Genomic DNA, 14,057 nt, shown 5'->3' with positions numbered 1-14,057 from the left:
TCGATTCCTCGTTATTTTAAAAGATTGTTTGTAGATAAGCTAAAATGTCCGTTTCTAATGCACGGTGAGCGGTGTTCACGGTTAAAACGTGTCCTGCACCAGCGTACTCGTGAAAATCAATTTGGTCGGCCGGATAAGCTTCCGCTAGCCATTTACCAGAGCGGGGATCAATCATCTGATCCGCATCTCCCTGGGCAATGAAAACGGGTTGCTTGATTCGGTCTAAATGGGTCGCCGTCGTATCAGCGAAGGCTTGAATGGCCATGAGTTGCGCGTTGAGATGCTCTTTCAGCCAACTCACGCGTTGTTCCTGGTCATCCCCCGTGATGTTCTGTGCTTGGTAACTAGCGCGTGCCATCTCAATGAATGCTGTTGGCACGTTCGTTTGCCCCCGGTAGATGACGGGGGAGGCAATCGTCCCACCACCGAGCAGCTCGGGATGTTCCTGTAATGCCCGGGTCGCAAACAACCCACCCAGTGACAGGCCAAAGATGGCGATTTGCTGGTAACCACGTGCCTGCAACGAGGCAATGGCGTCTTGCGTATCCTGCCGCCATTGCTTGGGTGACCCCAGCCGCAAAATGTCAGCGGGATCTCCCGTCGCATGCCCACTGAAGATGGGTGCCAGCACGGTGTAGTTCTCAGCTTGAAACCGCCGTGCTAGAATCCGCATATCGTTGGAACTCCCGGAATAAGCGTGCAGTAAAATCACTGCTTGAGGCCCCTGCTCGAAAAAGAGCGGGGTTGGTTTTCGAATCATGTAAAACCACCACTTTCCGCTATTTTGGGGTAGCTTGTAAAAAAGCCCCCTGTAGCGAATAAACAGGAGGCCTACATTCTACTCTAGTGTGAAGATAGATAAACTAAAGCCAGTGCCAGCCCAAAGAAGAGGGCGCCTAAGACAACTGTGACTTTTTGCATGAAGGCTTCAAAGCCACGGGGCTTAGCCTTTGCAAACAAGTCATCCGCACCACCAGATAAAGCGGACAACGCGTCGTTGGTCTTGGCAGGCTGCATCATTACCGCAATGATAATCAGTACAGCAACAATTAAAATACAGGTCATTAAAAAGTTATACACAAATTTGCCTCCTACCTATCGAATAGGTCTAATAGGTCTAACTATACCTTACCAATTTATCATAGTCGGCCACTTTTTACCAGCCCCCAGCTTGGTTAATCGGCCAAATGAGGATGAGAATCGTTTAACTGGGTAAGTTGTTGCCGAACAAAAGCACGATTATGCTGATACGTGAACACGACTAGGATGTCTCCGGGCCGTAAGATTGTGTCGCCACGGGGAATCAGTGCGCGCTCGCCCCGCCGGACGTTGACCAACAGTGAGCCCTCTGGCCAAACCAAGTCACGAACCTGGCGCCCAGCGAGTCCTGAGCCTTCATTGACGGCAAACTCAACCCGATCGGTTGGCCCGGCATCCTTAGCACCCGCTGGCGTCACCATTTGTCGTAACATGGCTTCGTAGATTGGGGCACCCCCCAGCACGTCCACGGTAATGTAAGCCACAATGGCCACTACCGCAAGCGGCATCAAATGATGAAGGGTCCCGACCATTTCTGTGATCAGTAGAATCGCGGTAAACGGTGCCTTGGAAATCCCGGCAAAATAACCGGCCATCGCATAGATAATCAAGTTGGCCACGTACATTTTCGGTAACCAGCCAACAGCCACAAAGCTCCGTGCACCAATGGCGCCCAGCAATGCACCTAACGTCAGGATGGGTAAGAAAATCCCCCCTGGTAGACCGGAACCGTAACTAATGGCGGAAAAACAGAATCTGAGGATGAAATAGCCAATCAACGGCATCAACAGCGGTGTGTGTTTCGCAAAGACGACGATCATCTGGTTCCCGCCACCCAAGCAGATGGGCCACAGCAGGCCGATTGGAATCACCAGCAAGAACGGAATGATCCCGTCTAAGTGGCGTGGTAACCAGATAATTTTCGCATACCAGTCACCACCACGTAACGTGACCCACTGATAGGCGTATCCCAGCAGTCCCAGCCCAATGCCCAGCACCAGCAGTAGCCAATAATACTTCAATGGCAATGCTTGGTGATAGGTGATGTGTAACACCGGCGTCAGTCCGAAAAATTCGTTGGAAACAAAATTGGCAACGACGGCACTGGTCAGCGACGTGAGCCAAACCAGTGTCGAAAAATTATGGTAAACCTCTTCAAGAATAAATAACGTTGACGCAATTGGCGCGTTGAAGGCAGCGGATAACCCTGCCGCCGCACCACCGGCGATCAGGAGTCGTCGTTTGCTCCCTTTGAGATGAAAGCCTTCAGCGACTCCCTGGGCCACCGTCCCCCCTAACTGAATCGAGGGGCCTTCACGCCCGAGGAACAGGCCGGCACCAATCCCTAGAATCCCACTCACATACTTTTTCCAGAGGACTGGCCACCAAGCGTAATCCATCTCACCAGCCAACTGGCCTTCCACTTGGGGAATTCCGGAGCCCTTGATCATGGGGGTCTCTTTTGTCCAATGACCAATCAGGACGGCCACCCCTACCAGCAAAATTGCCCATGGAATGAGCCACCAGGGATTCTGGCCGAACCAGCCGTACATTACTTGCATCAGCTTAATAAGGTGCTCTATGGCCAAACGAAACGTGCTGACGACCACCCCAGCCAAGAGGCCGACAATGCTTCCGTAAAAGATGGCATTGAGGCGTGTGAGATCATGTTGGGTGTGTAGTTGTCGTTTCATTAGGCGATTCCTCCGTTTTTTGTCTATCAACTAGTTTAGCACAAATCCGCGGTTAACTAGTGACGAATCCGCCGCCGTTTCGCAATGCCTGTGAGTCCTAGTAGCAGGCTACCGCCGTACCAAGCCATTGGAAGCGTTTGTTCATTTGTTTGCGGTAACTTTGCCTGCGTCGACCTTTGCTGTTGCTGGGGTCGCGACTGGGGTGTCTGCTGCGTACCGGAACGACGGTGGTGGAGTCCAGCGGGTTGCTTTGCGGATTGAGATTGCATTGTGTGGGGCTTCTTCAGGGTTACCTGTGACTCCGTAGTCGCGCCAGTTTCTTCCGCTGTTACTGGGTGCCACCAGTCCGCTAAACCTTGGTGTGCCAAGGGATGCTTGGTGATTGGCTTTACCTGCGGCTTCACGACCGCATCCGGTGCTGGAGCAACTTGCTCCTTTTCTGGTGCAGGCTTTGGCTGCATCGGCTGTGTCACGTGAGGCTTCTGTGACCCAGTGACGATTGGAATGGGAACTGGTTTGGGCTTGGGTGCTGGCTGTGGTTTATGCCCCGGAGTCCCCGGTACGATTGGCACCGGAACTGGTACAGGGATTGGTGTTGGCGTTGTGCCAGGCGTGCTGGGAATTATTGGCTTAGGGACTGGCGGTAGGCTCGGAAGCGGTTTTGGCTGAGGTAGCGGTTCCGGTGCGACCGTGACATTATTTGCCCCTGGATTTAACTTGTCAGGATTTAGAACAGGTTTCCCATTTGTCTCAACCGATCCAGTCCCCACTTTCTTGACACCAACCGTCCAGTTGTCATTCTGTTTCAACACAAACCGTTTCGCATCTTCAGGGTCGATTAACCCGTATCCAGGCTTCAACCTAAGGACCGGTCTACCGCCTAAAGTCAGTTTTCCACCAGTATTATTTTCCCAAAGTAATTTGCTGTCCTCGTTAACAAAACTGATGTGCACGTTTGCCGACTTGGTCACCCCAATGTAAAGCAACGTGGTCCCAAAGGCATTTGGCGTTGTCAGGATTTCCTTATCTCGACAACTAAATCCCGCTTTCGTTAGTTCCGGCAATTTGCCAATCTTACCGGTGCGACTAACATGTTGCGTCCGTGTATCGTACAATTCGTTACTTGTTGAACCATCTTCATTTATCCCCTGAATGTAGTGCTCGACGACTAAATCGTACGGTTCAGGCAATGGCTTACTCTCATCCTTATCCGCAAACGCACTAACCGCCCCCATCCCCACGGCAAATCCACCAACTATCAACAACATAACACGTAACTTCGCAAAATTATTCATCTTGTATTCCCCCTTCGTTAAAGTTAACTCCGTAATGAACACGCGATTATTTTATTTTGCTCGAACTTTTTTTGATTTTTTTCAATTCACGAAAAAAAGAAGCAAGCCCATCGCTGGACCTGCTTCTTTGATTTCATTTTTAAAATTACTTGTTGATGATGGCTAAACGCGCATCTTCGTCCAGGTTGTAGAAGGAGTGAATCCCCTTGTATTCGGAAGTCTTACCTAATTGGTCTTCGATCCGCATTAATTGGTTGTACTTAGCGATCCGTTCGCCACGGCTCATTGAACCAGTCTTGATTTGACCGGCGTTCAACGCAACAACTAAGTCAGCGATGGTCGTGTCTTCAGTTTCACCAGAACGGTGAGAGATAACGGCCGTGTAACCAGCTTGCTTAGCCATTTCAACGGCTTCAACAGTTTCAGTCAAAGTACCGATTTGGTTCAGCTTGATTAAGATAGAGTTACCAACGCCCATCTTGATACCCTTTGCCAAGTAATCCGTGTTCGTAACGAATAAGTCGTCACCAACGATTTGGACTTTCTTGCCAAGACGTTCAGTAGCCATCTTCCAGTCTTCCCATTCGTTTTCATCCAAAGGATCTTCGATGGAAACAACTGGGTACTTGTCAACGATGCTTTCAAGCAAGCTAACAAATTCTTCAGCAGTGTATTCCTTGCCGTCACCCTTAAGTTCGTACTTCTTGGTGTCAGCATTGTAGAATTCTGATGAGGCACAGTCAAAGGCGATAGCAACGTCCTTACCAGGTACGTAGCCGGCGTTCTTGATGGCTTCAACTAAGATTTCGAATGGTTCTTCGTTGTTCTTCAAGTCAGGAGCGAACCCACCTTCGTCACCAACGGCAGTGGAGTAGCCCTTTTCGTTCAACAAGTTCTTCAAGTTGTGGAACGTTTCTGAACCCATCCGGATAGCTTCCTTGACGGTCTTGGCACCAACAGGCATGATCATGAATTCTTGGAAATCAACCTTGTTGTTAGCATGCTTCCCACCGTTGATAACGTTCATCATTGGCGTAGGAAGGACGTGACCATTGAACCCGCCTAGGTAGTTGTACAAAGGTTGGCCCAATTCGTCAGCAGCAGCACGGGCAGCAGCTAAGGAAACACCTAAGATAGCGTTAGCACCTAACTTGCCCTTGTTTGGCGTACCGTCCAAGTCGATCATGGCTTGGTCAATGGCGCGTTGGTCGGTAACATCGTAGCCAACGATTTCTTTGGCGATGATGTTGTTTACGTTGTCAACAGCCTTAGTAACACCCTTACCCATGAAACGACTCTTGTCGCCATCACGAAGTTCAACGGCTTCATGTTCACCAGTTGAGGCACCAGAAGGAACGATCCCCCGGCCCATAGCACCGGCTTCAGTGTAAAGTTCAACTTCAACAGTTGGGTTACCACGAGAATCTAAGACTTCGCGTGCGTAAATATCAGAAATAATAGACATTTTTGTATTCTCTCCTTATGAGTGTTTGGCTTCACGGGAACTAAACAACAATCCCATGCTTTATTCTATAAGTTTAACTTTGAACTTTCAATCACATTTTGCCCGAATTACAAATTTTGGTAGTTTGCCAGCTGAATGAAAGAGGTTTCATCCAAACTTGACCCACCAGCGAGCACCCCATCGACATTATTCTTGGCCATTAAGCCAGCAATGTTGTCCGGTTTCACGCTGCCGCCATATAAAATTCGAACGCCATTAGCTAATTCATCCGAATAGATGTCAGCTAACGTTTGGCGAATCAGGTAACAGCCCTCTTCGGCTTGATCAGTCGAAGCAGAGGTGCCACTGCCGATGGCCCAACTGGGTTCATACGCCACCACAATCTTGGTGGCATCGGCTGCACTAACGCCCTTGAGCGCAGCGGTCACTTGGTTAACGACCCAGTGAATTTTTTCACCAGATTCTCGGCGGCCCATCGTTTCATCACAACAGACGATGGGGGTCATGCCATTTCGAAAAACAGCTTGCACTTTCCGGTTAATCACATCGTCCGTCTCGTTGAAGTACCGGCGCCGTTCCGAATGACCGACGATGGTATAAGGAATCCCCATCTCGTGAAGCGCGCGCGGACTGGTTTCACCCGTGTACGCCCCGTCATCCTCGTAGTAACAAGCCTCCGCCCCAATTCGTAGGACATCTTCAGTATTGGCATCTAACATGGTCTGCAAAAACAACGCAGGCGCGGCAATTGCCGTTTCCACGACATCCGCAGCCGGTAACTTGCCCTGCACAGCTTCAACGAAACTGCGTGCTTCCGTTACCGTCTTGTTCATTTTCCAGTTACCAGCAATGAGTGGTATCCGCAACCTAATCCACCCTTTCCTAAAAATAAATTGACTACGCTCATCATCTTACCGAATTCCCACCAGATAAGCCAGCGAAGACTCTTAACAATGCGCGACCATCACAACAAAGAGCCGTGATGCCAACCACCACAGCTCTTTATTTATTTATTTATCAGAAATTGCAGCGATCCCTGGTAAGGCCTTTCCTTCGAGGTATTCGAGAGAAGCACCACCACCAGTAGAAATGTGGGAAAGCTTGTCAGCAACGCCCAATTGTTGCACAGCGGCAGTTGAGTCACCACCACCAACAATCGTCTTAGCGTCCGTCAAAGTACCCAAGAACTTACCAATTTCCAAAGTTCCTTCAGCGTAGTTGCTCATTTCAAAGACACCCATTGGGCCGTTCCAAACAACCGTCTTGGCGGTCTTCAAAACATCTTTGAATTCAGCGATGGACTTAGGTCCAATGTCTAAGGCCATGTAACCATCAGGCACGTCGCCATCAACCGTCTTGTGGGCAGCATCGTTGTCAAATTTTTCAGCAACAACGGAGTCAACAGGCAGAACTAACTTGTCGCCGGCCTTTTCCAAGATTTCCTTGGCTAAGTCGATCTTGTCAGTTTCAACTAATGAGTTCCCAATCTTGATGCCCTTAGCAGCGTAGAACGTGTAAGTCATCCCACCACCGATAAGGATCTTGTCAGCCTTAGCCAACAAGTTATCGATCACACCAATCTTGTCAGAAACCTTAGCACCACCCAAGATAGCAACAAATGGGTGTTCTGGGTTGTCCACAGCGCCACCGATGAATTTGATTTCCTTTTCCATCAAGAAGCCGGCAGCCGTTTGGCCCATGTTTGAAGCGATACCAACGTTAGATGCGTGGGAACGGTGAGCCGTCCCGAAAGCATCGTTAACGAAGACATCACCCAATGAAGCCCAGTATTTGCCCAATTCAGGGTCGTTACCGGATTCGCGCTTAACGTATTCGCCATCTTTGACGTCTTCGTAACGCGTATTTTCCATAACCAAAACATCACCGTCGTTTAAGCCAGCGATGGCGTCTTCAAGCTGCTTGCCTTCAGTCGTTGGGACGAAGGTAACTGGCTTGTTTAACAAGTTGGACAAACGTTCAGCAACTGGACGCATGGACAAACCTGGCTTGTCGTCTTCCTTCTTGATCCGACCTAAGTGGGATAAGAGGATGGCCTTGCCACCATGTTCGCTTACGTACTTGATAGTTGGTAATGCAGCAACGATACGGTTATCGTTACCAATCACGCCGTCTTTGATGGGAACGTTAAAGTCGACCCGCATCAGGACTTTTTTGCCCTTTAAGTCTAAATCAGAAACTGTTAATTTAGCCAATTCTGAAATCCTCCTTGAGTAATATCTTTTAAGATTACTTTCACAATATACAGCACTTACCTCAGAATTTCAAAGGACTTGTGCAAAATTTGCAAAGACTTACAAAAAACGCAGCGAAGAAATTCCTCCCTCCGCCGCGTTCGTGAGTCTTATTTATTAAGCTACTGATACAACGGTCGGATTAGAGAGTTGCGAAGTGCAATAAAGTCCGGACCATGTTGCAAGTGAAGCCCCATTCGTTATCGTACCAAGCAACAGTCTTAACGATTTGGGTGTCACCGTTAGTCGTAACTTCAGTTTGGGTTGGGTCAAAGACAGAACCGTGGTCATCATCGATGATGTCTGAAGAAACGATTTCGTCGGCGTTGTAACCGAAGGCTTCGTTACCTGCGGCATGCTTTTGCATAGCGTCGTTGATTTCGTCAGCAGTAACCTTCTTGTCCAGAACAGTAACTAATTCTGTCAAAGAACCGTCAGTCAAAGGAACACGTTGTGCGTGGCCTTGTAACTTACCCTTTAATTCAGGGATAACCAAACCGATAGCCTTTGCGGCACCAGTTGAGTGAGGAATCGTGTTAACACTGGCAGTACGGTTGTTACGCATCTTCTTACCGCGAGGGCCATCCAAGATTTGTTGGGTAGCAGTGAAGGCATGGATCGTGGTCATAGTCCCGGCCTTGATACCAAAGTCTTCGTTCATGAAGTAAGCCATAGGTGCTAAACAGTTAGTGGTACATGAACCAGCAGAAACGATGATGTCGTCCTTGCTTAAAGCATCCATGTTAACACCAGGAACAACCGTCGTAACGGCACCGGCTGGAGCAGATACTAATACCCGCTTAACACCAGCATCGATGTGGGCGTGAGCCTTTTCTTCGGAAGTGTAGAAACCGGTACATTCGAGAACGAAGTCAACACCGTCGTTCTTAACCCAAGGAATATCTTGAGCCTTAGGGTCAGCGTATACAGGGTATTCCTTACCGTCAACCACAATGCCCTTGTCCGTAGCGGAAACTTCGCCAGGGAAACGACCATGAGTTGAGTCATACTTCAACAAGTAAGCTAACATTGAGGGTGTCGTCAAATCGTTGATGGCAACAACTTCGATGTCACTTGAGTGGAGTTCGTGAATCCGCTTGAAAGCCAAACGGCCGATACGTCCGAAACCATTAATACCAATCTTTACAGTCATACTGTGATTTCCTCCTTCAGGAAGCAAACAAAGATAATTTTTTTAAAAAGCAATACATGTTCATTGTATCACTTCTTTAAAACAAAGTCAGCAGCACCTTCATCGGTAATTAACCAAGTCTGTGCTGGCGCTAAACGCATGTAGGCTGCAATTGCAGCCCCCTTCTCGGCACCACCGGCAACAGCGATGACTAATTGTTTAGCGGCTAAGTCGTCAATTTCCAGCCCAATGCGGGGGAACTTACTGACGACGTGGCCCTGGTCGTCATAGAAATAACCAAAGGCCTCTCCAACGGCATGGGCCGCGGATAAATCAGCGATAACGTGCGGATCCATATTTCGCCGCTCGGCCATGACAAATGCCTGGCCGATGCCGTGAATCACCACGTTGCTCTGTGCAATCAACTGGAGTACTTCATCAATCGCTGGTTCAGCGAACAATGACTTATACGTCTCCGTGTTCAACTGTTCAGGCACGTAGAGTTGGCGAAACTCGCTGTTCGTGTTCTCCGCCATGGTGGCACTCACCGTGTTCGCTTGAATCGCTGGGGATTCGCCAACACCGCCCCGAGCCGGGACAAATAACAAGTCCCGGTTCACCGCCAATGCTGGGGTGAGCGCCCCCGCCACGGTAGCCAACGTATGACCACCCATGACGGCGACGGTGCTCTTCCCTTGCGGCAACTGCTCATTAAGCACGCGACTCGCGGCTTGGGCAACCCCGTTCAGCGAACCATTCGCTGCGGTACTGTCCCCCGGCACAATGGTCGCATGGGCAATACCCAGTTGCTTTGCCAACTCGCGCTCTCGTTGTTGACGACCAGCCAATTCGTTCATGACCGGTGTCAACCCATGAAGCACGCGTTGACCGGCAGCTGTGATTTGCATCCCCTTGACGGACATTTGGATGTAACCCAAACTTGCCAGAGCATCCGTGGTCGTACGCACCGTTCGTTCCGAACAAGCAAGCTTCGTCGCAAGTGTTCGGCGACCAACCGGTTGGAGGTTGGCAACGCCTTGCAGAACACGGAAGCGGCTGGTCAGTTTCCCAACCATCTGGGGCATCATTGCTTCTACCCACTGCCAATCTTCATGCATCCTGCTTACCTCCTAGTGGGACGGTAGTCGACCAGTGGTGGCTGATAACCGCCCACCCTGGTCAAAAATTTAAAGGCCAACCAAAGCCAACCTTTTACGATTATTAGTATAAGGCACTAACCCCGCTTTAGCAAGTGATTAAGTCCGTTAATTTGTGTAAGCCCTTACAATAGAAGAAACTAGAAAATAACGGTCGCAATGGCAACGTCCACCAGAGGCATCCGCCTGTGATCTTTGCTTATCAGTATTGCTTTCAGCGTGCAGAAAGTTCAGCCTTAATACAGTGTACAAAAAAATCCCACACCCTCAAGGTATGAGATAACCGATTTGTTAGTGATGCGCCCGGAGGGAATCGAACCCCCATTTCAAGAACCGGAATCTTACGTGCGATCCATTACACTACGGGCGCATAAAAGTCATACGAATAACACCTAAACCAGCATAACTGATTTTGGATAAAAATACAAGGCTGTTCGGCTTTTTTCAGCGGAAAACATGCTATAATAACGGCATTAACTTACGTGGAGGTTCAGTAAATGACGCGACATAAGACCTTTCGCCTGGTGGTAGACGCCTTACTGATGGCGATTGTTTTGCTACAAAATATTATTCCGTTTCTGGGGTACATCCCCTTTGGGCCATTTAGCATGACCCTAATTGGCCTCACCGTGATTGTCGCGGGGACCGCTTTGGGGCCCAAGGATGGAATGGCCATCGGTGGTTTTTGGGGCCTGATCACCTTCATTCGCGCTTTCACCTGGCCTTCAAGCCCGGTAGCCCCCTTGATTTTCGTCAATCCTTTAATTTCGATTCTCCCCCGCCTGCTAATGGGCTTAGCCGCTGGTGGACTCTACGTCTGGGGCGTTAAGCGGCACTGGTCGCAACGTCGCGCCATGCAAGTTGCCGCTGGCTGTGCCGCACTTGTCAACACGTTATTGGTGCTGGGTCTGGTCTTTTTCTTCTACCAAACGCCCGCCGTCGCCGCAGCTTTCGGTGCGAAGGGCAATCAAACGTTGGGCTACGTCCTCATGATTTCACTGTTGACCAACGGTGTGCCTGAATTGATTCTGGACGTGCTCATTGCCCCACTCATTGCACTCCCCTTGCGTAAACGTTGGGATCAGCTTAAAGCTTAATCCAAAATAAAATAGAAATTGCTATTGCGCCTGAACTTTTTGCTCATGTCCAGGCGCTTTTTTTGCGGCCAACCGCTGCCTCAGCTCAATTTGTGCACAAAAAAAGCCGCAACCACACAGGTCACGACCAACTGATGCGCCCGGAGGGAATCGAACCCCCATTTCAAGAACCGGAATCTTACGTGCGATCCATTACACTACGGGCGCATAACAGCATCAGTATTTTTTAGCACTTAATTACTATACCTGATACTGCATATAAATTCAAGGGGTCTTCGCAAAATTTTTCTTAGACGTAGATAATTGTCAGTCCCCCGAAGGAAACATTACCGTGAATGTGCACTTGCGGAACTGTCTCATCAACCGTTTGGACGCCCTTTTCCTCGACGGCACCAAAACTGGTATTCACGTCATTTTGGACTTGCCATTTTCTTGGAATATACAATTCGACGCCACCAAATGAATCATCAACCAAAATGTCCGCTCCGGCTTCGTTCAGAGTGACGTTGTCAAAATACACCTTGGCGTTGCCCATGGAGACCTTAATCACTGCGCGTTTAAAATCCTGTGATTGTAGGTAACGAATGCTACTACTCATGTTCACGTCAACGATCATTTCGGCGTCATCGACATCTTGCACGTCTTCTTGCCAATCTTTTTGCCAGTCGCCGTGATGCCAACCTTTTCCGTTCACAATCACCCGGGGACCGTGATGATGCCACCGCCACCGCGGCTTAATAATCAGTGACAGCCCCACCGTCAGAAGTAAGGCCGCCCCCAGAATCGTCCAAGGTGCCAGTGCGACAATTCCTAGTGGCTTGGCAAAAATAATTGCCAGGAACGCCAGAGAGAACACCATGCCCCCAACGGTGACCTGAATGAGACTTTCAACAAACGCTGCAACCAAAAACATCGCAATCAACAACGTCCAAAACCCAATGTGATAGGTGAACACGCCCAAACGACTCGTGACCAAAATGCCAGCGGCCAAGACGAGGAAGACACCCCAAAACCAATTTCGATGCATATGCATTACCCCTTTTCCTCTAGTGCCTCTCTCAACGCCTTATAGTAGCGACGCGACACGTAGATTTGCTTGTGTGAATTTTGAAATTGTACCAAATTGCCGGTTACCGATTTCGTCAGCGAAAATATTTGCTCGCGGTTCAGAATGGCAGACTTGGAAATACGTTGGAAAGTGGTCGGCAGGTTAGCTGCCAGCTCATACAACGGTTGCCGCGTCGTGAACACGTCCAGTGCCGTATGTACCATGACCTGATGATCGGCCGCCTCCAGAAAGAGGATATCGGTCACCGCGACCTGAAAGTTTTGTCCCCGTTGCCGGACCGTTAATCGTCTCTGTGCGGCGCCCACGTCTTCTAGCGCGGCCACCAACTCATTAACGTCTGTATCCGCTGCTGCCCGAATCGTGACATCCGGCTCACTCACCGAATCGTCCACCACCACGTGAATTTTCACACTGCCACCCCCTCTCTGCTTGTTCTTAGTAAACCATATCCTTAACCAAAAATAAATAACCTACTCGCAACTGGTTCTTTAACCGCCGTAAGTGGTCATGGTTGGTTTACTTTGTCCTGCGGGTAAAGATTGAAAATCGAAAATTTGTGAAAAATTGCCACCTGCGGCTGCCAGAGATTTCGGCTGCTGTGGGGACTGCCTGCGGTCTGAGGGGCGGTCCTCCGGTTTCGCTTGTTCTTCAACCTGACATTGAGGTAACCATTGCTAGATTGATAACGTTTGTCCACCATAATCGGTCACCGTCTATGTAGGCGGGAGTGAGCCAAATTTAGGCTCAGCCGTGGGATTTTTCATGTGATTTTCTTGGAAAATGGCGCCTTTGAAACGCGGTCTTGGCGGTTCAAAGCGAGTTCCAAGACCGCTCTTCGGCTTGGGCCGTCCTACCCACAGCGTTCCAGCCTAAATTTGGCGAACGGTAAGCCGGCAGGTCTCCACTAGCAGTAACGGAATTAGCACTCTCCAGCAAGACTGACAGAATACGTGACGTTTAGCCAAACTCTGTTATGATGGTTTTAGTCAAAACGTCAGTGATTCGTCAGCGAGTCTTTTCGTTTGACCTACTCTGACCATAGCGGTACACTAACAACATGTTAGCATATCGCTAGCCATTTAATTGTTAATAAGGGAGGCTATCTTGTCATGAATTTAGTACCAACAGTTATCGAACAATCATCCCGTGGCGAACGGGCCTATGATATCTATTCACGACTTTTAAAGGACCGAATCATTATGTTGTCAGGTCCAATCGAAGATGACATGGCAAACGCCATCATTGCGCAGTTGCTCTTCTTGGATGCCCAAGACTCCACTAAGGACATTTCACTTTACATCAACTCACCAGGTGGTGTGGTTTCTTCCGGCTTAGCCATTTACGATACCATGAACTTCATCCAATCCGACGTGCAAACGATCACGATGGGGATGGCAGCTTCCATGGCCAGTGTCTTGGCTTCCTCTGGGACTAAGGGCAAGCGGTTTGCATTACCACATGCTCAAGTCATGATTCACCAACCATCAGGTGGTGCCCAAGGGCAACAAACTGAAATCGAAATTGCCGCTCGTGAAATCTTGAAGACGCGGGAATTAATCAACGGCATCTTAGCCGAGAACTCCGGTCAACCGATCGAACGGATCAACAAAGATACTGAACGTGATAACTACTTGAGTGCGCAAGACGCCGTAGATTATGGTTTAATCGACCACATCATGACGAACACTAGCGAACAAAAGAAGTAATCTGCGTAGCGAAATAGCACTGACCTATTACGGGTCGGCGCTATTTTTTCTACCATTAGTCAAGTACTAATCCCGGTTTAATCATGTTTCTTTTAGATGTGGTTCAAGTTATCGTTTAGGAGGAGTGTGAGCTGAAGCGAGTTAGTACTGAA

13 protein-coding genes and 2 tRNA genes are annotated in these 14,057 nt (G+C 49.2%); 2 read left to right on the top strand and 13 right to left on the bottom strand.

Features of this window, described 5'->3' with window-relative positions; translation table 11 throughout:
- Positions 1-16: 16 nt before the first annotated feature.
- The 10 genes from EKM99_RS10255 to EKM99_RS10210 all read right to left on the bottom strand — a co-directional run bounded on the left by EKM99_RS10255 (position 17) and on the right by EKM99_RS10210 (position 10,403).
- Positions 17-760 carry an alpha/beta hydrolase gene (locus EKM99_RS10255; RefSeq protein ID WP_125583328.1) on the bottom strand — a complete coding sequence of 248 codons (744 nt, stop codon included), beginning with the start codon at positions 758-760 and terminating at the stop codon, positions 17-19.
- 83 nt (positions 761-843) lie between these two features.
- Positions 844-1,080 (bottom strand): preprotein translocase subunit SecG, encoded by a 237-nt coding sequence (secG, locus tag EKM99_RS10250; protein ID WP_125583327.1) that lies wholly within the window; start codon positions 1,078-1,080, stop codon positions 844-846.
- A gap of 95 nt (positions 1,081-1,175) precedes the next feature.
- Complete coding sequence (locus tag EKM99_RS10245) at positions 1,176-2,732, bottom strand: ClC family H(+)/Cl(-) exchange transporter (protein ID WP_125583326.1); 1,557 nt, start codon at positions 2,730-2,732, stop codon at positions 1,176-1,178.
- Between the two features lie 56 nt (positions 2,733-2,788).
- Positions 2,789-4,027 (bottom strand): LPXTG cell wall anchor domain-containing protein, encoded by a 1,239-nt coding sequence (locus tag EKM99_RS10240; protein ID WP_125583325.1) that lies wholly within the window; start codon positions 4,025-4,027, stop codon positions 2,789-2,791.
- Positions 4,028-4,172: 145 nt separating this feature from the next.
- Entirely contained in the window at positions 4,173-5,492 is a 1,320-nt protein-coding gene (gene eno, locus EKM99_RS10235; RefSeq protein WP_125583324.1) for a phosphopyruvate hydratase, read from the bottom strand.
- A gap of 107 nt (positions 5,493-5,599) precedes the next feature.
- Complete coding sequence (tpiA, locus tag EKM99_RS10230; protein ID WP_125583323.1) at positions 5,600-6,358, bottom strand: triose-phosphate isomerase; 759 nt, start codon at positions 6,356-6,358, stop codon at positions 5,600-5,602.
- A gap of 144 nt (positions 6,359-6,502) precedes the next feature.
- On the bottom strand, positions 6,503-7,705 hold the full coding sequence (locus EKM99_RS10225) for a phosphoglycerate kinase (RefSeq protein ID WP_125583322.1): 1,203 nt from the start codon (positions 7,703-7,705) through the stop codon (positions 6,503-6,505).
- A gap of 181 nt (positions 7,706-7,886) precedes the next feature.
- Entirely contained in the window at positions 7,887-8,897 is a 1,011-nt protein-coding gene (gene gap / locus EKM99_RS10220) for a type I glyceraldehyde-3-phosphate dehydrogenase (RefSeq protein ID WP_125583321.1), read from the bottom strand.
- 68 nt (positions 8,898-8,965) lie between these two features.
- Positions 8,966-9,994, bottom strand: coding sequence for a sugar-binding transcriptional regulator (locus EKM99_RS10215; protein ID WP_125583320.1), 1,029 nt, complete (start codon positions 9,992-9,994; stop codon positions 8,966-8,968).
- Positions 9,995-10,331: 337 nt separating this feature from the next.
- A tRNA-Arg gene (locus EKM99_RS10210) sits at positions 10,332-10,403 on the bottom strand.
- Positions 10,404-10,530: 127 nt separating this feature from the next.
- Between EKM99_RS10210 and EKM99_RS10205 the strand changes: the two genes are divergently transcribed.
- Complete coding sequence (locus EKM99_RS10205; protein WP_125583319.1) at positions 10,531-11,130, top strand: ECF transporter S component; 600 nt, start codon at positions 10,531-10,533, stop codon at positions 11,128-11,130.
- A 135-nt stretch (positions 11,131-11,265) separates the two neighbouring features.
- Here the strand turns inward: EKM99_RS10205 and EKM99_RS10200 are convergent.
- The 3 genes from EKM99_RS10200 to EKM99_RS10190 form a co-directional block, all read right to left on the bottom strand.
- Positions 11,266-11,337, bottom strand: a tRNA-Arg gene (locus EKM99_RS10200).
- An 82-nt stretch (positions 11,338-11,419) separates the two neighbouring features.
- Complete coding sequence (locus tag EKM99_RS10195; protein WP_125583318.1) at positions 11,420-12,157, bottom strand: LiaF transmembrane domain-containing protein; 738 nt, start codon at positions 12,155-12,157, stop codon at positions 11,420-11,422.
- A 5-nt stretch (positions 12,158-12,162) separates the two neighbouring features.
- On the bottom strand, positions 12,163-12,609 hold the full coding sequence (locus EKM99_RS10190; protein ID WP_125583317.1) for a LytTR family DNA-binding domain-containing protein: 447 nt from the start codon (positions 12,607-12,609) through the stop codon (positions 12,163-12,165).
- Positions 12,610-13,308: 699 nt separating this feature from the next.
- Between EKM99_RS10190 and clpP the strand changes: the two genes are divergently transcribed.
- Positions 13,309-13,905: an ATP-dependent Clp endopeptidase proteolytic subunit ClpP gene (gene clpP / locus EKM99_RS10185; RefSeq protein ID WP_125583316.1), complete on the top strand. Its 597-nt coding sequence runs from the start codon at positions 13,309-13,311 to the stop codon at positions 13,903-13,905.
- The last annotated feature ends 152 nt before the right edge of the window (positions 13,906-14,057 follow it).

Origin of the sequence: Levilactobacillus cerevisiae (genome assembly GCF_003946245.1) — a bacterium.
GTDB classification, from domain to species: Bacteria; Bacillota; Bacilli; order Lactobacillales; family Lactobacillaceae; genus Levilactobacillus; species Levilactobacillus cerevisiae.
Note: the sequence above shows the minus strand (reverse complement) of the source record. Positions and strands in the feature narration are given on the sequence as shown.

Bases quoted from the DNA above. Each gene is read 5' to 3' on its own strand.
- EKM99_RS10245 (WP_125583326.1), bottom strand. From the start codon at position 2,732: ATGAAACGACAACTACACACCCAACATGATCTCACACGCCTCAATGCC.
- eno (WP_125583324.1), bottom strand. From the start codon at position 5,492: ATGTCTATTATTTCTGATATTTACGCACGCGAAGTCTTAGATTCTCGT.
- EKM99_RS10215 (WP_125583320.1), bottom strand. From the start codon at position 9,994: ATGCATGAAGATTGGCAGTGGGTAGAAGCAATGATGCCCCAGATGGTT.
- EKM99_RS10195 (WP_125583318.1), bottom strand. From the start codon at position 12,157: ATGCATCGAAATTGGTTTTGGGGTGTCTTCCTCGTCTTGGCCGCTGGC.
- EKM99_RS10205 (WP_125583319.1), top strand. From the start codon at position 10,531: ATGACGCGACATAAGACCTTTCGCCTGGTGGTAGACGCCTTACTGATG.
- EKM99_RS10240 (WP_125583325.1), bottom strand. From the start codon at position 4,027: ATGAATAATTTTGCGAAGTTACGTGTTATGTTGTTGATAGTTGGTGGA.
- clpP (WP_125583316.1), top strand. From the start codon at position 13,309: ATGAATTTAGTACCAACAGTTATCGAACAATCATCCCGTGGCGAACGG.
- gap (WP_125583321.1), bottom strand. From the start codon at position 8,897: ATGACTGTAAAGATTGGTATTAATGGTTTCGGACGTATCGGCCGTTTG.
- EKM99_RS10255 (WP_125583328.1), bottom strand. From the start codon at position 760: ATGATTCGAAAACCAACCCCGCTCTTTTTCGAGCAGGGGCCTCAAGCA.